Genomic DNA, 19,613 nt, shown 5'->3' with positions numbered 1-19,613 from the left:
AAGATTGGTGAGCAGCTTTGATTGCTTATTGGTGCTAATTCAGTAAGATTAGCCAGTTTTTTTAATATTGAAGAGAACTCGATATGTTTGGAAAAGGCGGTATGGGCAACCTGATGAAACAGGCCCAGATGATGCAAGACAAAATGGCCAAGGCGCAAGAAGAGATCGCGCGTATGGAAGTCACCGGTGAAGCCGGTGCGGGTCTTGTTAAGGTCACTATGACAGGCTCTCACAGCGTACGTAAGGTCGAGATCGACCCAAGCCTGCTAGAAGATGACAAAGAGATGCTCGAAGATCTGATCGCGGCGGCTTGTAACGATGCGGCGCGTCGTGTCGAAGAAAGCCAGAAAGAGAAGATGGCTGAAGTCACAGGCGGCATGCAGTTGCCACCTGGCATGAAGATGCCTTTCTAACGATGAAATTTAGTCCCCTCGTCGATGAATTGATCCAGTCGCTGCGCTGCTTGCCCGGGGTTGGCCCTAAGTCGGCTCAGCGCATGGCATTTCAGCTACTTGAGCGCGATCGCAAGGCGGGTCACAAGCTGGCTCAGGCATTGTCGAGTGCCATGAGTGATGTGGGACACTGCAGCAGTTGCCGCACCTTCACCGAAGAGAGCCTGTGCCCCATCTGCGCCAGTAGTCGCCGTGGCAGCTCAGATCTGATCTGTGTGGTCGAGACGCCTGCAGACGTGCTGGCGATTGAAGCCGGCGGTCACTTCTCTGGCCGTTATTTTGTGCTCTTAGGCCACCTGTCACCCCTCGACGGTGTTGGACCGGACGAGCTTGGGCTGAGCCTGCTGGAGACCCATCTGGCTAGTGGCGAGGTGAGCGAGCTTATCCTGGCGACCAACCCCACGGTAGAAGGGGACGCGACGGCGCACTTTATCGCCGATATGGCCAAGCAGCATGAGGTCAATGTGAGCCGAATCGCTCATGGTGTGCCCGTAGGCGGCGAGCTGGAGTATGTCGACAGCACCACGCTGGCGCTCTCCTTTAATGGACGCATTCCGTTATAAGGCTCTTTTAAGTCCTACAATAAAATCCAGTTCATCTTGAGCTGGATTTTTTTTGACCAATTAAAACCCTTTGTCTGTTTTTGGCTTGAAAAGCGAAAATCCAGCCCCATCTCTAAAGCCATAAGCGTTTTTGTGAAATAGAGAAGGAAACATCCATGTCACATCAAGAAACCCATGGCTTTCAAACAGAAGTCAAACAACTACTCAATTTGATGATCCACTCTTTATACTCCAATAAAGAGATTTTCTTGCGTGAATTGGTCTCTAACGCCGCCGATGCGGCCGATAAACTTCGCTACGAAGCCCTGACTAAAGATGAGCTTTACGAAGGCGACGGTGAGCTGCGCGTACGTGTCAGCGCCGATAGCGAAAAAGGTACAGTGACCATTGAAGATAATGGTATAGGTATGACCCGCGATGGCGTGATAGAACATCTGGGGACCATCGCCAAGTCGGGCACCGCAGAATTTTTCAAGAACCTGTCGGGCGATGAGTCTAAAGACTCACAGCTGATCGGTCAGTTTGGTGTGGGCTTCTACTCGGCCTTCATCGTTGCCGACAAGGTGACCGTACGCACTCGCGCCGCCGGTCACGCGGCAGATGAGGCGGTGCAGTGGGAATCAGCCGGTGAGGGCGAATTCACCGTCGAAAATATTGTCAAAGAGAGCCGCGGCACAGAGATCATCTTGCATCTTCGCGAAGAAGAGAAAGAGTTTGCGAGCGATTATCGTCTGCGCTCTATCATCACCAAATACTCAGATCATATCTCGGTACCGGTAGAGATGTGGCAAGAAGGCACGCCAGCCCAGGAAGCGACCGAGGAGGGCGGTGAGGCCATTCCTGCTACCGAAGGTCACTGGCAGGCGATGAACAAGGCGACCGCCCTGTGGACTCGTAACAAGAGCGATGTCACCGACGAAGAGTATCAAGAGTTCTACAAGCATATCTCCCATGATTTTGCCGACCCTCTGCTGTGGAGCCACAACCGTGTCGAGGGTAAGCAGGAGTACACCAGTCTGCTTTACATCCCGTCGAAGGCGCCTTGGGATCTGTGGAACCGCGACCGTAAACACGGCCTGAAACTCTTCGTGCAGCGCGTATTCGTGATGGACGATGCCGAGCAGTTTATGCCGAGCTACCTGCGTTTCGTACAGGGTCTTATCGACTCAAACGATCTGCCGCTGAACGTCTCGCGTGAAATCTTGCAGGACAACAAGATCACCACGGCGCTGCGCACCGCAGTCACCAAGCGCGTGCTTGGCATGCTAGAGAAGCTGGCTAAGAACGATCCTGAGAAGTATCAAACCTTCTGGGCCGAATTTGGTCAGGTATTGAAAGAAGGTCCGGCGGAAGATTTCGCTAACAAGGAGAAGATTGCCGGGCTGCTGCGCTTTGCCTCGACTCACACCAACGAGGCGGCCCATACCGTTTCACTGAGTGACTATGTTGAGCGCATGAAGGAAGGTCAGAGCAAGATCTACTATATCGTTGCCGACAGTCATGAAGCGGCGGCCAACAGCCCACACCTAGAGCTACTGCGTAAGAAGGGTATCGAGGTGCTGTTGATGTCGGAGCGTATCGACGAGTGGTTGATCAACCATCTCACCGAGTTTGACGGCAAGCAGCTGCACTCGGTGACCCGAGGTGATCTCGAACTGGGCGAGCTGGAAGATGCCGCCGAGAAAGAGGCCCAGGAGAAGCTGGAAACCGAGTCTGAAGGCCTGGTGAAACGCGTCAAAGAGGTGCTGGGCGATAAGGTGGCCGAGGTGAAGGTGACCAGTCGTCTAACCGACACCCCAGCCTGTGTGGTTGCTGGCGCCGGTGAGATGTCGTCGCAGATGATTAAATTGATGCAGGCCGCCGGTCAAGCAGTGCCAGAGAGTAAACCTGTGTTTGAGCTTAACCCTGAGCATCCGCTGGTGAAACGTCTGGACAACGAGCAGGATGAAGAGGTGTTTGGTCAGTGGGCCGAGCTCTTGCTGCAACAGGCGCAGCTGTCTGAGAAAGGCAGCCTGGCCGACCCATCAGCTTTTATCAAATTGATGAACAAGATGTTGTTAGCCAGCGTTAAGTAAATCTAAGCTAGAGTTAGTAAGAGGCAGTTTGACTGCCTCTTATGCTATCTACTTATCGCTAACTCATTAACAGAGACAAGCTCTCTCAAAAAAAGAGACGCTCTCGATAAAAGAGATATTATGGATTTAGTATTGGATTTAACCAAAGAAAACATTCAGCAAGTGGTCGATGCCTCCATGCAGCAGGTGGTGGTCATTACGTTTTGGAGCCAGCAGAGCCCAGAGAGCCTGCAGCTGATGCAGATGCTGACCCAGATCGCCGCCCAGGGACGTTTCCTGCTGGCTAAGGTCAACTGCGATCAGGAGATGGAGATAGCCAACTATTTTCAGATCCAGAGTCTACCAACCACTTTGGTACTGAAAGAGGGTAAGCCTGTCGATGGCTTTGCCGGCCTGCAAGAGGCGGCGCAAATTGAGGCCTTACTCGACCAGCATCTGCCTAAGGCCTGGCAAGTCGCGCTTAATCAGGCCAAGGCGCAACTGGCGCAGGGCGATGCCGAAGGGGCGCTGCCGCTGCTCAAGCAAGCCTATCAGGAGTGCCAGACGGCCGAGGTATCTTTAGTGTATGCCGATGCGCTGCTGGCCGTGTCAGACATCAATCAGGCTAAGGTGCTGCTCGATGGTGTCGGCCTTGCCGATCAAGACGCCTACTATCAGAGCCTCAAGGCCAAGCTCTCCCTGGCGCTGGACGCCGCCGATACGCCGGAGATCAGAAGTCTGCTGAATGATGTCGAACAAGACCCCAGCGATTATGCCAAGCTACTTTCCCTTGCCAAGGCACTTCACGGCGCCAAGCGCGATGAAGAAGCGCTTGAGCGTCTCTATCTGGTATTAAAGACAGATCTGCAGGCCCAGCAAGGTGAGATCAAGCAGCTTTTCATGGAGATCCTCACCGCGTTAGGTCAGGGACATGCCGTGGCCAATCAATATCGCCGCAAATTATACACCTTGCTCTACTAGGGCCTGTTGATCTTTGCTGTTTGTTTTTGCAGCAGTTTGTAGGTGATTTATACAAGGCAGAGCCTGTGCGTGTAGTGTTTTTATAAACCAGAGTTACACAAACGGGTGATAACGCTGTAAAAATGGCCTACAAATACTGCCCAATGGGTTCATCTAAACACGCACTGCACTTTATGAAAGGCTTCCTGCCTTTCACCGTGGGCGGTCAGCAATGCTGTTGGAAATCGTTCCAGACGATTTCTTGGTTGTTCGCCATTCACATAGAGTAACTATGCTTCATGACTCTCGCCTCGTGCAAAACGCGTTTAGATTGAACAAAAATTAAACTTGAAAGTTCAACAGGCTCTAAGGAGTCTCTGCATTGGGCCGTCATGCCAGTGATATATGCTGATCAGGTCGCTTTGTAAGGTGGTATCTGTGGTATCAGCCTAAAGTCGAATTAAAACTGGCCATGCGGCCCTTCAAATAGGCGCCCATTTGTGCGAAGATCGCCGCCCAGATAAAACTAATAATCAAATTTATGCGAAATAAGAGGACTCTCAGATGCGCATTATGCTATTAGGTGCCCCAGGTGCCGGTAAAGGTACTCAAGCCCAATTCATCATGGAAAAATACGGTGTGCCACAAATTTCTACGGGCGACATGCTCCGTGCAGCCGTTAAAGCGGGAACGCCTCTGGGTCTAGAAGCCAAAAAAGTGATGGATGCAGGACAGTTGGTTTCTGATGAGCTGATTATTGGACTGGTTAAAGAGCGTATCGCCCAAGACGATTGCGCCAAGGGCTTCCTGCTAGACGGTTTCCCACGTACCATTCCTCAGGCAGATGCCATGGCGGCTAGCGGCATCGATATCGATCACGTGATCGAAATTGACGTGCCAGACGAAGAGATCGTTAAGCGTATGAGCGGTCGTCGTGTACACCCAGGTTCTGGCCGTGTATACCACATCGTTTACAACCCACCTAAGGTGGAAGGTAAAGACGATGTGACCGGTGAAGATCTGGCTATCCGTCCCGATGATGAAGAGAGCACAGTGCGTAAGCGTCTAGGCATCTATCATGAGCAGACTAAGCCGCTGGTTGAGTACTATGGTAAAGTTGCCGAGCAAGGCAAGCTGTCCTACAACAAGTTCGATGGCACCCAGAGTGTTGGTGCTGTGAGCGAGGCTATCGTTAAGGCGATTGGCTAATTCCGCTGCTATAAAGTGAAGCGCTATATGAGCTGCTTCTCATATTTGAAAAAGCCCACCTAGGTGGGCTTTTTTTATGCCAGGGTGGGTGCTAGCCTAGCGCTATCCTTGCCAGAGAATATGAGTAGAGTAATTCTTGAATAAAGTCGACAACTTATCTCCCGCTAAGCTTGGTGTCTTGCTGGTTAATCTCGGCACGCCCGATACGCCCACGCCTAAAGATGTAAAGCAGTTCTTAAAACAGTTTCTCAGCGATCCCCGTGTGGTCGACCTAAATCCTTGGATCTGGAAACCCATACTCAATGGCATCATATTAAATACGCGTCCCAAGGCCGTAGCCAAGCTCTATGAGTCTATCTGGTGGCCCGAGGGCTCGCCCCTGATGGTGATCAGCGAGCGTCAGCGTGAGGCGCTGAGTGCGATTCTAAAAGCGCGTCATGGCAGCGATATTCCGGTGGAGTTGGGGATGAGTTACGGCAACCCCTCGTTGACAGATGGGATAGATAGCTTGCTGGCGAAAGGGGTCGAGCGCCTAGTGGTGCTGCCTTTATATCCCCAGTATTCCTGCTCGACCGTGGCACCGGTATTCGATGCCATTGCCAGTGATTATAAGGGCAGACGCAACTATCCAGAGACCCGCTTCAGTAAAGAATATTTCGAGCACCCGGCCTATATCTCGGCGCTGGCCGATTCTGTAAGGCGTCATTGGCAAGATAAGGGCCAGGGGGATTGCCTCTTGATGTCTTTTCATGGTGTGCCACTGCGTTATGTGACCGAGGGTGACCCCTATCAGCGTCAGTGTCAACGTACTGCCGAGCTTCTGGCCGAGGCCTTGGGGTTGACCGAGTCACAGTGGCGCCTGTGTTTTCAATCGAAATTTGGTAAGGAGGAGTGGCTGACACCGGCAACGGATGCGCTGCTCGAGAGCCTTCCGGGTCAAGGGGTAAAGCGCGTGGACATTCTCTGTCCGGCTTTCGCCGTGGATTGTTTGGAGACGCTTGAAGAGATCTCCATTGGCGGCAAAGAGAGCTTTATTGAGGCCGGCGGTGAGGCCTATCATTTCATCCCTTGTCTGAACGAGGATGAAGCTCACATGCAGCTGCTTGCGGACTTGGTCGACGAACATGCGGCGGGCTGGCTTAAATCTTAAGCAAAGAATCTTAGGTAAACGGCATAAATCACTGCCCGATGCTATTTTATATGGTACGATCTGCCGCCGTTTTTTTGAGGCGATGGCGTCCGCGTAGCATTAACCATAACGCGGCCTGGTAGACAGCAGACTAAGGGGGTCTAGTGTGCTGTTTATTCTTATTTGATTCTGCATGGATGCATTAGAGTGAGTTCTGTATGAAGTTTCCCGGTCAACGTAAGTCGAAACATTACTTTCCAGTTAAGAATCGCGATCCATTATTGGCGCAGTTAACCCTGCAGCCGCAGCATATTTCAACCCATATCAGTGGAATCGATCAGACGCTGGTCGACATCGAAGCCAAAGTGGGGGACGAACTGCTTAGCCGTTACGCCCTGCCGAAAGGAAACTCGACACTGATCGATGACGAGAAGGCGCACCAGCTCTACACCGAACTGAAGTATTCTGAGCTGATCAGCGATGAATTTGCCGGTGGCACCATAGGTAACACGGTACACAACTACTCTATTCTCGCCGACGATCGCTCAGTGCTGTTTGGGGTGATGAGCAACCACATCGAGGTGGGTAGTTACGCCTATCGTTACCTGTGCAACACCTCTTCTAAGGTGGATCTTAACTTTCTGCAGCCGGTCGATGGGCCTATCGGTCGTTGTTTCACCCTGATCTCAGAGTGCGGCGAGCGTACCTTTGCTATCAGCAAGGGCTCGATGGATAAACTCACGCCTGAATATATCGACCAAGAGATAGTGCAGACCTCGTCGGCGCTAGTGCTTACCGCCTACCTGATGCGCGCGAGCGGTGGCGATAAGATCACAGATGCGGCGTTAAAAGCCATAGAGTACGCCAAGGCGGCAGATGTGCCCGTGGTACTTACTCTGGGAACACGCTTTCTTATTGAGGAAGATCCCCAGTGGTGGATCGAATTCATTAAGGAAAATGTCACCATACTGGCAATGAACGAAGATGAGGGCGAAGCCCTGACCGGCTTTAAAGACCCCTTGAGTGCCAGCAATGCGGCGCTTGAGTGGTGTGATATGGTGCTCACCACGGCGGGGCCGTTAGGGCTCTATACCGCGGGTTATACCGAGGACTCTGAGAAGCGCGAAACCAGTCATACGCTGCTACCTGGCGCAATTCCAGAATTTAATCGCTATGAGTTCTCCAGACCTAAACTAAAGCGTGACTGTCAGACGCCGATCAAGGTATTTGCGCATATCTCGCCTTATATGGGCGGTCCTGAGATCATACGTAACACCAATGGCGCGGGAGATGGTGCGCTGGCGGCGCTGTTGCACGATCTTGCCTCTAACACCTATCATAAGGCCAATGTGCCCGGCTCAAGCAAGCACAAGCGCGACGGCCTGTGTTACTCCTCTTTCTCGCAGATCTGTAAGTATGCCAACCGCGTAGCCTACGAGGTGCTGGCGCAGCACAGTCCGCGCCTGTCTCGCGGCCTGCCAGAGCGGGAAGACAGCTTAGAAGAAGCCTACTGGGAAAGATAGGCTATTGGGAAAGACAGGCTTTGGCAGTTTTAAACAGGTTTGTGCTGTTTTCAAGAGGCTTGTGCTGATTTAGAAAGGCTCGATTAGGCTAATTTCTGTTCTACTGTATATCAATAGAAAAGGCGTCCATTGGACGCCTTTTTCGTTTTTACAGATTGATGATATCTAGCATTTTTACTCTTTGAGCTCGGCGTTTACTTGATCGACGAAGCTGCCCGCCGTCTTACCTGCCTGAGGATCATCGAAGGTAGCCTGGTTAAAGGCATTTTCCGATTTGGCAATGATCACAGTCGCCACCGAGTCGCCGGTCACGTTGACCGCGGTGCGCACCATATCCAGCAGTCTGTCGACTCCCATGATGAGGGCGATACCCTCAACAGGCAGACCCACCTGATTCAGTACCATTGCCAGCATGATAAGACCGACGCCTGGAACGCCCGCCGTGCCGATAGAGGCGAGGGTCGCTGTGACCACCACCATGGCATAGTCGGTAATGGTGAGATCGATACCAAAAACCTGGGCGATAAAGACTGTGGCGACACCCTGCATAATTGCGGTGCCATCCATGTTAATGGTGGCGCCCAGCGGCAGAGTGAAAGAGGCAACCTTATTATCCACCCCTAGACGGTGCTCAGAGGTCTCTAGTGTCACTGGCAGCGTGGCATTTGAGCTGGCCGTACTAAAGGCGAACAGCTGCACATCACGCATCTTACGAATAAAGGTAAAGGGACTGAGTCCGGAGAAGAGTTTTAATAGCACAGGGTAGCTCACGAAGGCGTGCACTAATAACACCGCCAGTACTACCATGAAATATTTAACGACGCTTTCAAATGTCTCGAGACCTAAGGTTAAGGCGAGTTTACCCATGAGGGCAAATATACCGTAGGGGGCTAGCTGCATGATGAGGGTGACCACACGCATGATCACTTCATTTAAGTCATTAAATAGTGCCGATACACGTTTGCCGCGCTCGCCAATATGGGAAATGGCAAAGCCAAAGATCACTGCAAAGATGATGATCTGCAGCATATTCCCTTCTGTCATTGCCTGTATCGGGTTGCGGGGAACCAGGTTGATCAATACGTCCGAAAGACTAGGGGCCTCTTTAACGCTGTACTGCATGTTCTCTGCCGCTAGCGAGGCGTTACCTGGATGAACGAGCAGCGCGACCAAAATGGCCATAGAAAGGGCAATCGCCGTGGTAAACAGATAAAAAGCGATGGTTTTTCCACCGAGCCTGCCAAGGGATGATGGGTCACTCAGCGAGCAGGTACCACAGACTAGGGAGATGAAGACCAGAGGGACGACCAACATCTGTAAACTCGAGATAAAAATACTGCCGATCACGTTCAATAAGCCGTTAGTAATATACTCTTCGATAAACTCACTACCGGGGAAAAAGCTGCGTAGCAGTAGCCCGATTAAAATGCCTCCGGCCATACCTATGAGTATTTTTCCGGTGAGGCCTAATTTTTTGTTTTGCGTGCCAGCCATAGTGCTTCCTGTATTATTTTTATGCTTTTCAATTTGCACCTAAAGCCTAGCAAGAAACCCTAGGTGATGAAACGGCTAAATAGTTAAAGTTTTTGTCACTTTTACGCCCTTAATTGCGATTAGTGATGGAAAAGTTATGGGAAAATTGTGTAATGTTAGCCTATAAGTAATAAGCAGATGCTTTTAATGATAATCTGAGTAACAGGGAGTCTGACAATGAAGTCAGCGTTTAAAGTTTTTACCTCATATTTATTTTTGCTTTTTATTGTCGCCTGTAGCGGCGGGGGAAATGTCACAGACGGTGGATCGGGTGGTACACCGACGCCGCCAACTATCTCTATTGCTTTATCTATCGATAATACGCAGATCTCAGTAGCGGAACCCGCGATGATCACCGCTAAGGTGAAAGATTCAACCGGAGCCGCAGTCAGTACACTAGTAACGTTTAGCTTGAACAATGATACTTACGGTACCTTCTCTCCAGGTACGGGTGAAGTCGCCACCGATGCCGATGGTATTGCTAAGGTGCGCTTGGATACGGCAGCCATTAATACTGGCGCGACTATTACTGCGACGACCAGTTCTGGCGAGAGTGCATCACTTAACGTCACCATGATAGGTGATGGCGGCGAAGCCGGCGGTGGAGCGCAAGTTTCTGTATCACTTACCGACAGTACCGGTAATCCTATTCAATCGATAAGCATTCTTGAGCCTGGCAAGATCACTGCCACGGTAACAGGCATCACTAAGCCGACAATCGTGACCTTTGCGACGACTATCGGCGACCTGCCTATCAAGACGGCGGTGACCGACTCTGAAGGTAAGGCTACGGTAGACATCTATGCGGGTAGCTCTTTAGGGGCGGGTGAAGTGACCGCGAGCCTGTCTACCAATGAGGTGGGAAAGACTATCGTTGTGGTTGGTGCGACCAATGTAGTGATGGGAAGCGGCGATCCTTTTGTCCAAGGAAAAGCTGAGATCAGTACCGCAACTCTCTCAGCTGGTGGTACTGCAACGATTTCCGTGCTTATTCAAGATGATAAAGGTAATCCTTTCACTCAACCTGTAGATGTTAACTTCTCTTCAACCTGCGCGACTAAGAATCCTGCTCAGGCCGAGATTAGCTCGCCAGTCTCTTCGAGCAATGGTGTTGCTACTTCAACCTACCGTGCGCAAGGTTGTGTGGGTGAAGATCAGATTAACGTCACGGCCAACGCAGGTGGAATTAGTCTATCTTCAACGGGCACACTAACTGTCCTGCAAGCAGATGTTGGCAGTATCGTATTTGAATCGGCAACGCCGCAGAATATCGCAATTTTGGGTACGGGCGGCATAGAGTCTTCTGTCGTTAAATTTAAAGTGCTGGATAAGAACAGTAACCCTGTTCCAAACCAAAACGTTTTGTTTTCACTTAACACAAAAGTAGGCGGCGTAGATATCTCGCCTCTGCAGGCGACTACTAACAACGAGGGTATCGTTCAAACTGTCGTTACTACGGGTACGGTAGCCACATCGCTACGCGTTACCGCGACCGTTGATAATGGTGCGGTACCGGCCATTTCGAGCCAGTCGAGCCAGTTGATTGTCTCTACCGGCATTCCTGATCAAGACAGTTTCTCACTGTCTGCGTCAGTCTTTAATGCAGAAGGTTGGAACGAAGATGGCACTAAAGTAGTCGTTACCGCTCGTATGGCCGATGCCTTCAATAACCCTGTGCCTGATGGGACGACGGTTTCATTTACTACAGAAGGTGGTTCAATCGAAGATGCCTGTCAGACGGTCAATGGTGCCTGTTCGGTGACTTGGACCAGTCAGTTACCACGTCCTGAAGGTGAGACTATTATCTCTGGCGCAGGAGAGATGATTCGTAATCCAAGTGCGGCTTTGATCTATTATCCGACGCTTGGGGTATACGGAAACGTTTATGGTCAGAAGTATGGTGGTCGCGCCACAGTTACGGCTACGGCTATCGGTGAAGAATCTTTCCCAGATCTCAATGGTAATGGTCGCTTCGATGCCTCTGAGATGGCAGAGTTTACCAATGGTACAGATGTAACGGGTCAGTCATTCGATCTGACCGATGCCTATAACGATTACAACGAAGATGGCTTGTTTAACCCGCAGCAGGCTGGCGGACAAGACGGAGGCTCACTCGAGGAGCTTATCGATTTCAACTCAAATGGTATCTTTGAAGCCAAAGATGGTAAGTACAATGGGGTCTTGTGTTCAGACCCTGTGCATGCAGGCTGCGCAGATGGTGTCAATGATTCGAAATCTCTCTATGTGCGCCGTAGCTTGGTAATTGTCATGTCGGGTAGTACCGCTTATGCGACTGCACCGGACGACATCCTGATCAGCGACAAAGATGGTGATCATTACGGTGGCAGCATCAATATAGTAGGTAAGGGGGCGGCCAATGTTTCCTTTACTATCTCGGATCTTCATAACCAGCAGATGCCTGCCGGCTCTAAAGTTCTCTTTAAGACGAGTGCGGGTTCTGTAGTAAGCAGTGCTGAATATGTTTGGCCAAGTTCTAACTATAATGGTGGTCGTGAATTTACCGTCACATTGAAGGGTGAGGATCAGCCTAACTCTGGGGTGTTTATTGTTGAGGTAGAAACGCCAGGTGGAACCACTACACAAGTAGTCTCTATTGGTGTAAATATCCTTTAGATTATCCTTTGAAAAAGGCGCCCTAGGGCGTCTTTTTTATCGAGTTGATTTTATCTATTTGATGAATAACAACTGGTAGTTGCCAATTCCTTTCCGAAAGAAACAAAAAGCCATCTTTTCAGATGGCTTTTTCAGTTTTAACTTAGTAGTTAATAGCTATTTCTGGAACTGATACACGCTGCCGAGCTTCATGATCTGTGTCAGTTCGTCCAGCGCGGTGCGCGATTCGACGATGAGCTGTGGATCGGCGAGATCGTCGATGGCGAGCTCATCACGGTAGTGTTTCTCTACCCAGAGGTTCAGCCTGTTAAACAGCTCATCATTCATCAAGGTGTTGGGGTTGACGGCAGCAAGCTCGGTCTCGTTCATGGCGACGCGCAGGCGCAGACAGGCGGGGCCACCACCATTTTGCATGCTCTGCTTCACATCGAAATAGTGCACCTGCTTGATCGGTGTGCCCAAGGTGACGAGTTCGTTAAGGTAGGCATATACCGCCTCATTTTCCTGACAGTTTGTCGGCGCAATAATTGCCATCTCACCATTGGGTAGGGTGACAATCTGGGTGTTAAACAGGTAGCTCTTTACCGCATCCTGAATGCCCACCTTGGCTGTAGGGACTTCAATAAAGTGCAGCTCTTTACTGTTGAACTTACCTTGGATCTCGGCCAGTTTCTTCTGCGTATCGACAAAGGCCTGCTCGTGGTAGAAGAGCACATTCTGGTTACCCACGGCAATCACATCGTTGTGGAACACGCCTTGGTCGATGACATCTGGGTTTTGCTGGATAAAGACGCTGCTCTCATCATCGAGTTGATGCAGACGGGCGATGGCTTGTGAGGCTTCGAGTGTCTGTCTCGCCGGGTATTTCTTTGGCTTTGGCGCGTTAGGGTTAGTCGCTTCCTGGCCGTAGACGAAGAGTTCGATACCTGCATGTCCGTATTCGCTGCAAAGACGCGTATGGTTAGCCGCACCTTCGTCGCCGAAGCTCACGTGTTCAGGCAGGTGTTGATGGTGATGGAAGTAACGCGAATTATTAAAGGTGGCGGCCAGTATGTTACCTGTGGTCACAGGCTCTATGCTGCGATGGAGCTTGTCTACCAGGTTTGCCGGGGTGAAATGAATCTTGCCATCATGGGTATCGGCGCTTGGTGAGACGGTTGCTGCATTGGCTGTCCACATGCTCGAGGCGCTGCAGCAGGCTCTGAGGAGCGCAGGGGCCTGTTTGGCGGCTTTATTTAGTACTTCGGCATCTGTACCAGAAAAGCCAATTCGACGCAGTGTGTGAAGATCTGGGCGCTCCTGAGGGGCAAGCATCCCTTGGGTCAGGCCTAAATCGGCGAGGGCCTTGGCTTTCTTGAGGCCTTGTTTCGCAGCCGCCTTAGGGCTGGATATTGCGGCGGCGTTATTTAAAGAAGCCACATTACCGTATGACAGGCCCGCATAATTATGAGTCGGTCCGACGAGTCCATCAAAATTCGCTTCGTAATGCTTCATTGCATATCCTTCAAGTTATTATTGCTTTAATAGGGCGTCAACACAGGGTAGAGGTGGCGCCGTAATTCGTTGAATTTGTGCTCCAGTATACTTGAGCTTTGGGGCATAACAAGCTAGGGGAATGGGGCCTTATCTGTGATATTGGCTCAGAAATGCATAAGTATTACTTGCTAGTTGGGGAATAATGAAATATTAGTTTTTAATTACGCAATATTATTTTTCACATTTTTTTCAAAAACGGTTAAAAATTGGCTCGCCGTAACAAATAAAACAGGGATTAGCTTGAAACTATTGATACAACCCTCTATATATGGAGCCAATTTACAGAATTTTGAGACTTTTTGGCGCAGATCATTCTATGGGTAAATCGCTAGTTATTGTCGAATCACCGGCCAAAGCCAAGACTATTAACAAATATCTCGGCAAAGATTACATCGTAAAATCGAGTGTAGGTCACATCCGTGATCTTCCTACCTCATCCACCAGTGACGCCAGTTCGTCGACTAAATCGCCCGCCGAAGTGCGCAAGATGTCCCCCGAAGAGAAGGCTAAATATAAGGCAGAGAAAGCGAAGAAAGCCCTGGTTGCGCGGATGGGCGTCGATCCAGAGCGAGGCTGGAAGGCTAAGTATCAAACCTTGCCTGGCAAAGAGAAAGTCGTCAAAGAATTACAGTCACTTGCTGAAAATGCAGATCATATCTTCCTCGCAACCGATTTGGATAGAGAGGGGGAGGCAATTGCATGGCATCTTCAAGAAGTGATTGGTGGGGATCCAGAGCGCTATCAGCGCGTGGTCTTTAACGAGATCACTAAGAGCGCGATTCAAGAGGCGTTCAGCCATCCGTCGCAGCTCAACACCAATATGGTTAATGCCCAGCAGGCGAGACGTTTTCTCGACCGCGTAGTGGGTTTCATGGTGTCACCCTTGTTGTGGAAGAAAGTGGCCCGTGGCCTATCTGCAGGACGTGTGCAATCGGTAGCGACGCGTTTGGTGGTCGAGCGTGAAGGCGAGATCAAGGCGTTCGTACCAGAAGAATTCTGGGACATTCATGCCGAGCTGACGACCTTGAGCAACGAAGGGATCAAGATGCAGGTGGCTAAGTTTAAGGGTGATAACTTTAACCCTGTAAACGAAGCTCAGGCCATGGTGGCGGTTAACGCACTAAAAGACAGCAAGTATCAGGTCACTAGCCGTGAAGTCAAAGCGACTTCTAGCAAGCCATCGGCGCCCTTTATCACCTCGACCCTTCAGCAGGCGGCCAGTACCCGTCTCGGCTTTGGGGTGAAGAAGACCATGATGATGGCTCAGCGTCTCTATGAAGCGGGTCATATCACCTATATGCGTACGGACTCGACTAATCTGAGTCAGGAAGCCCTCGACAGTGTGCGTGACATGATCGGCAAGGAGTATGGCGATAAGTACTTGCCCGATGCACCGATCCGTTATGGCAGCAAAGAGGGAGCCCAGGAGGCTCACGAAGCGATTCGTCCGTCTGATGTGAACGTCAGTGCCAGCAGCCTTAGCGATATGGAAAGAGATGCCCAGCGTCTCTACGAGTTGATCTGGCGCCAATTCGTTGCCTGTCAGATGACCCCAGCGAAATACGATGCTACGCGTTTGACCGTGACCGCAGGGGATTACGAACTCAAGGCCAGTGGCCGTACCCTTAAGTTTGACGGTTGGACTCGGGTTCAGACCGCGCTTAAGAAGAAAAATGAGGAAGAGAACACCCTGCCGATGGTTGCCGAGGGTGATGTGCTGGCGTTAGAAGATTTGTTACCTAAGCAGCATTTCACTAAACCACCCGCGCGTTACAGCGAAGCATCGCTGGTGAAAGAGCTCGAGAAGCGCGGCATCGGTCGTCCGTCGACCTATGCGACCATCATCTCGACCATTCAAGACCGTGGCTATGTGAAGGTCGAGAATCGTCGTTTCTACGCCGAGAAGATGGGTGAGATCGTTAGCGAGAGCCTCATCGGCAGCTTCGAAGAGCTGATGAGTTACGACTTCACCGCCGGCATGGAGCAGACCCTGGATAACGTGGCCCAGGGCCAGCTCGAGTGGAAGAAGGTGTTGGATAACTTCTATAAAGGTTTGACCGCTCAGCTTGAAAAGGCCGAGCTACCGCCGGAAGAGGGCGGCATGCGCCCTAACGAGATGGTGCTGACCGATATCGCCTGTCCGACTTGTGGACGCCCAATGGGGATTCGCACCGGTACTACCGGCGTGTTCTTGGGCTGTTCAGGCTATGCTCTGCCGCCGAAAGAGCGCTGTAAGACGACCATGAACCTGACGCCGGGTGAAGAGGCCGTCAGCGAAAACAGCGAAGATGCCGAAACCGATGCACTGCGCGCCAAGCACAGATGTGATGTTTGCGGCACGGCGATGGACAGCTATCTTATCGATGAGAAGCGCAAGCTGCATGTGTGTGGTAACAACCCTATCTGCGGCGGCTACGAAGTCGAGCAAGGGCAGTTTAAGATCAAGGGTTACGAAGGGCCGATTATCGAATGCGATCGCTGTGGCAACGATATGGAGCTGAAGAATGGCCGTTTTGGTAAGTATTTTGGCTGTACTAACAGCGAGTGTAAGAATACTCGTAAACTGTTGAAAAATGGTGAAGTGGCTCCGCCAAAGGAAGATCCAATCCACCTGCCAGAGCTGAAATGCACCAAGTCTGATGGCTATTTCGTGCTAAGAGACGGCGCCGCAGGCATCTTCCTGGCCGCGAGCACCTTCCCTAAATCCCGTGAAACCCGCGCGCCTTTAGTGGAAGAGCTGGTGAAGTACCGTGAGCTCTTATGGCCCAAGTATCAATATCTGGCCGATGCCCCTGTAACGGACGATGACGGTAATAAGGCAGTTGTGCGCTTTAGCCGTAAGACCAAGGAGCAGTATGTGGCAACCGAAATCGACGGTAAGGCGACCGGTTGGACGGCCAAGTTTGTCGGCGGTAAGTGGGTCAGCGAAGCCAAGGCTAAGCCAAAGGCTAAGAAGAAAGCCTAACTGACATCCTGTCAATTATCTAAGAAGAGCCCTAACTGAGTTAGGGCTTTTTTATTGGGATAAATATTAGTGGTTCATAATCTGTTGTATTAGGCTAATATAGATAAGATTACCTTGCTAATCATTCAACTAGCTGGGTTTCACCGCAGAGGTTTCGACGGACTTAGGGTTATAAATGGAGCGTAAAATGAAAACACTGATCATGGCAGCAGGACTTGGGATCTTAAGCTTAAACGCCTATTCGGCCGATTGGCAGGTGAGTAACCAGGGGTCACGGGTTAACTTTATCTCAATCAAGAAGGGTGATATCGCAGAGGTGCATCACTTTACCCAGGTCTCGGGCAAGCTTAGCGACGCCGGCGCCTTTAGCCTGTCTATTCCCCTGAACAGTGTGGTCACCAATGTGGAGATCCGCGACCAGCGCATGAAAGAGATATTGTTTGAAACCGCTCAGTATCCGAGCGTCGAATTAAGTGCCAGCCTCGACGGACAGGCGATCGATAAGGCCAGCGTCGGCACCATAATGTCGATGAGTGTCGATGCAAAGGTGAGTCTGCATGGTAAGACCCAGACTCTACCTGTGATGGTGAGTGTGGCCAAGGTGGCCAATGATAAGTTAATGGTGGCCAGTGAGGCGCCGCTGGTAGTCAATGCAGGTGACTTTGGCCTGACACCTGGGGTTGAGAAGCTCAGAGAAATAGCCGGTCTGCCAGCCATCAGCAAGGCAGTACCGGTTTCTTTCGTGTTAACCTTAATGCGATAGAAAAACGTGCACTAACAACAAGATTGGATACTCGATTTATATCATAATGGCGGTAGAAACTGGATATTGAGCATGGGCTATACCATGCTCATATATAAGTCGTGTGTTTAGGGTAAAAAATGGTTACTGATAAAGACGGATACATACATCTAATACAATATCTTACCGAGCATCTAGGCCTGTTTGAGGCCTCCGAAGCAGGTGGGGTAGCGGGTGACACCGTCATGGAGTTGTTTGAAGAGCAGTTGGCGGCGCAGATCATCATGGTGTGTGGCCAAAATCCTTCCTTAACCTTTGCCGAACGCAACATGGTGATCCGCGAAGTCGACGCCATCGTCTATGACTTAGAAGAGATCTTAGCCAAGGTGGCAAACCACAATGCCACCCAAGAGCAGACCCTGTTTATTACCGAGTTTTCGGGATTGATCAAAAATCTGTTCGATCAAGAAATTGCCAAGATGCAAGCTTAGGTTTTGCAATCCGAAACAGGTGTTTACAACTCACTGCTTGAGAATGTCAGTCTTTATTCCTACTGTTAGCATAAGTGCGAAATTGGGAAGTTTGTGTGCATGTCTGCAACCTCTATCAGTAAACAACATTTTGTTATCTATGCGGTACTCGTGTTGTTTTGGGTTATTTTTCAGATCTTTAGTGCTAACGCCTTGGCGTTTGGCTGGGGGTTCATTCCGTTCGTCATCTCCTTGCCCTTTGTGCCCTTCATCTTGGTCTGGTTGGGAGTGCAGTTTGTGCGCCATTACAGGTACATACGATTAGGACCCAACATCAGCGAGCACCTGGTGCACTGTGTCTGTACCTGTACGCTATTTTGTCTCTTCGTCTATCATTTTGTTTATTAGTTCAAAAGGAGTGGTTGATGATAGAACTACTGTCGGGATTTCATCATGATACCGTGGCGGTCAAAGCCAGAGGCGTGCTCTCTCGGGCCGACTATGATCAGACTCTGGTTCCGGCGATAGAGACCAAGTTGCAAGATCACTCAACCATTAAGCTCTGGTATGAATTTAGTGAAGAATTTGAAGGGGTTTCTGTTGAAACCTTGTGGGATGATGCCAAATTAGGATTCTTTCATTTGACGGACTTTTCCAGAGTGGCCATCATCACAGATAGTGAGTGGGTGGCCAACACTGCCAAAGTGATGGCCTATATGGCGCCCTGTCCGGTGAAGGTATTTGCCCGGCAAGCGGCGGATGAGGCGCTGCGCTGGCTGGGTGAGAGTTCGCCGGAATAAGATTGTAGATAGGCCGACACTCAGTCGGCTTCGTTTCATTGGGTTTAGGATATTTTTTATGATTAGAATGTTGACCTTGAGCATGTTGACCTTGAGAACATTGAGCCCTAAAGCGTTGACCAAAGCATTAATGTTAGTGGCGCTATTTCTGCTGGCGCCAGCCTATGGCGAGGATAAAGCCGTCATTGGCCAGACGGCCATGATGACGGTCGATGAAGCCGGGCTCGTCTATCAGGCCCGCATCGATACCGGCGCAGGTAATACCTCCTTGCATGCCTTCGACCTTGAGATCCAAGGGGGCAGTGCCAAGAAGATGGCTGACAATGTGGGTAAGACCATCTGGTTTACCACAGAAAACGTTGCCGGCGAGCGTAAGCGTTTGAGCGCCAAGATAGTTAAAACCTCTACCGTCAGCAACTCTCAGGGTACTGAGACACGTTACATGGTGGAGATGCATGTCGGTTTTGCCGGTGAGACCCGCAAGGTCAAGGTAAACCTTAGAGACAGAGGTCACATGGATTATAAGCTGCTGATCGGCCGTAACTGGCTAAAAGGCAAGTATGTGGTGGATGTGTCTGAAAAGCGGGTGATAGGTGCCAGGGCCCCCATCAGCATCCTGGAAACCGGCCTGTTGTTTGATACCCGCATCGATACCGGCGCGGTAGAAAACTCGCTACACGCGGTGGATCTCAAGGTGGAAAATGGTGTCGAAGATATGGAGCAGAATGTCGGTAAGATGCTCACTTTCACCACGGAAAACGAGAAAGGTGAAACAAAACGTGTCCATGCCCGTATCGTCGAAACCTCGCTTATTCGCAATGCCCAAGGCAGTGAGGTGCGCTACATGGTGGAACTCAATGTGGGCGAGCCGGGCAGGGAGTATAAGGTCAAGGTGAACCTGAGAGACCGTACTAAGATGTCCAACAAGCTTTTGATTGGCCGTAACTGGTTGCAGGGCCACTACCTGGTCGACGTCGCGAAGTAACCCGTTAGACACGGCAGACAAAATAGCGTCCCCGGAAGTGGCCACCTCCGGGGATTTT

15 protein-coding genes are annotated in these 19,613 nt (G+C 50.7%); 13 read left to right on the top strand and 2 right to left on the bottom strand.

All coding sequences use genetic code 11. The features are described from left to right. Positions 1–83 precede the first annotated feature (83 nt). The 7 genes from K0I31_RS11680 to K0I31_RS11650 all read left to right on the top strand — a co-directional run bounded on the left by K0I31_RS11680 (position 84) and on the right by K0I31_RS11650 (position 7,890). Complete coding sequence (locus tag K0I31_RS11680; protein WP_144202934.1) at positions 84–413, top strand: YbaB/EbfC family nucleoid-associated protein; 330 nt, start codon at positions 84–86, stop codon at positions 411–413. A 2-nt stretch (positions 414–415) separates the two neighbouring features. Beyond that, entirely contained in the window at positions 416–1,015 is a 600-nt protein-coding gene (recR, locus tag K0I31_RS11675; RefSeq protein ID WP_144202937.1) for a recombination mediator RecR, read from the top strand. Positions 1,016–1,170: 155 nt separating this feature from the next. After that, the gene (gene htpG, locus K0I31_RS11670) at positions 1,171–3,090 is read left to right on the top strand and encodes a molecular chaperone HtpG (protein WP_220078492.1); all 1,920 of its coding nucleotides are present in this window, start codon (positions 1,171–1,173) and stop codon (positions 3,088–3,090) included. 120 nt (positions 3,091–3,210) lie between these two features. Next, positions 3,211–4,050 carry a co-chaperone YbbN gene (locus tag K0I31_RS11665; RefSeq protein ID WP_220078491.1) on the top strand — a complete coding sequence of 280 codons (840 nt, stop codon included), beginning with the start codon at positions 3,211–3,213 and terminating at the stop codon, positions 4,048–4,050. A gap of 543 nt (positions 4,051–4,593) precedes the next feature. After that, a complete protein-coding gene (gene adk, locus K0I31_RS11660) occupies positions 4,594–5,238 on the top strand; it encodes an adenylate kinase (protein WP_220078490.1) in 645 nt (214 codons plus the stop codon). Between the two features lie 136 nt (positions 5,239–5,374). Beyond that, the gene (gene hemH, locus K0I31_RS11655; RefSeq protein WP_220078489.1) at positions 5,375–6,388 is read left to right on the top strand and encodes a ferrochelatase; all 1,014 of its coding nucleotides are present in this window, start codon (positions 5,375–5,377) and stop codon (positions 6,386–6,388) included. 197 nt (positions 6,389–6,585) lie between these two features. Next, positions 6,586–7,890 carry an inosine/guanosine kinase gene (locus tag K0I31_RS11650; RefSeq protein WP_220078488.1) on the top strand — a complete coding sequence of 435 codons (1,305 nt, stop codon included), beginning with the start codon at positions 6,586–6,588 and terminating at the stop codon, positions 7,888–7,890. Between the two features lie 174 nt (positions 7,891–8,064). Here the strand turns inward: K0I31_RS11650 and K0I31_RS11645 are convergent, their stop codons facing one another. After that, the gene (locus tag K0I31_RS11645) at positions 8,065–9,384 is read right to left on the bottom strand and encodes a dicarboxylate/amino acid:cation symporter (RefSeq protein ID WP_220078487.1); all 1,320 of its coding nucleotides are present in this window, start codon (positions 9,382–9,384) and stop codon (positions 8,065–8,067) included. 216 nt (positions 9,385–9,600) lie between these two features. On the opposite strand from K0I31_RS11645, the gene K0I31_RS11640 reads away from it, so the two are divergent. After that, on the top strand, positions 9,601–12,057 hold the full coding sequence (locus K0I31_RS11640) for an Ig-like domain-containing protein (RefSeq protein ID WP_220078486.1): 2,457 nt from the start codon (positions 9,601–9,603) through the stop codon (positions 12,055–12,057). A 156-nt stretch (positions 12,058–12,213) separates the two neighbouring features. Here K0I31_RS11640 and astB read toward each other — a convergent pair whose 3' ends face one another. Continuing rightward, positions 12,214–13,551 (bottom strand): N-succinylarginine dihydrolase, encoded by a 1,338-nt coding sequence (astB, locus tag K0I31_RS11635; protein WP_220078485.1) that lies wholly within the window; start codon positions 13,549–13,551, stop codon positions 12,214–12,216. A gap of 358 nt (positions 13,552–13,909) precedes the next feature. Here astB and topA point away from each other — a divergent pair, with 358 nt between their 5' ends. The 5 genes from topA to K0I31_RS11610 all read left to right on the top strand — a co-directional run bounded on the left by topA (position 13,910) and on the right by K0I31_RS11610 (position 19,555). Continuing rightward, positions 13,910–16,558, top strand: coding sequence for a type I DNA topoisomerase (gene topA, locus K0I31_RS11630; RefSeq protein WP_220078484.1), 2,649 nt, complete (start codon positions 13,910–13,912; stop codon positions 16,556–16,558). 187 nt (positions 16,559–16,745) lie between these two features. Beyond that, entirely contained in the window at positions 16,746–17,321 is a 576-nt protein-coding gene (locus K0I31_RS11625) for a YceI family protein (protein ID WP_258406483.1), read from the top strand. Positions 17,322–17,440: 119 nt separating this feature from the next. Next, positions 17,441–17,791: a DUF3802 family protein gene (locus K0I31_RS11620; RefSeq protein WP_011866020.1), complete on the top strand. Its 351-nt coding sequence runs from the start codon at positions 17,441–17,443 to the stop codon at positions 17,789–17,791. A gap of 404 nt (positions 17,792–18,195) precedes the next feature. Further along, the gene (locus tag K0I31_RS11615) at positions 18,196–18,570 is read left to right on the top strand and encodes a SpoIIAA family protein (protein WP_220060566.1); all 375 of its coding nucleotides are present in this window, start codon (positions 18,196–18,198) and stop codon (positions 18,568–18,570) included. Between the two features lie 130 nt (positions 18,571–18,700). Continuing rightward, the gene (locus tag K0I31_RS11610) at positions 18,701–19,555 is read left to right on the top strand and encodes a putative ATP-dependent zinc protease (RefSeq protein ID WP_258406649.1); all 855 of its coding nucleotides are present in this window, start codon (positions 18,701–18,703) and stop codon (positions 19,553–19,555) included. The last annotated feature ends 58 nt before the right edge of the window (positions 19,556–19,613 follow it).

The sequence above is a fragment of the Shewanella spartinae genome (assembly GCF_019457555.1).
In the GTDB taxonomy this organism is placed as follows: Bacteria; Pseudomonadota; Gammaproteobacteria; order Enterobacterales; family Shewanellaceae; genus Shewanella; species Shewanella loihica.
Note: the sequence above shows the minus strand (reverse complement) of the source record. Positions and strands in the feature narration are given on the sequence as shown.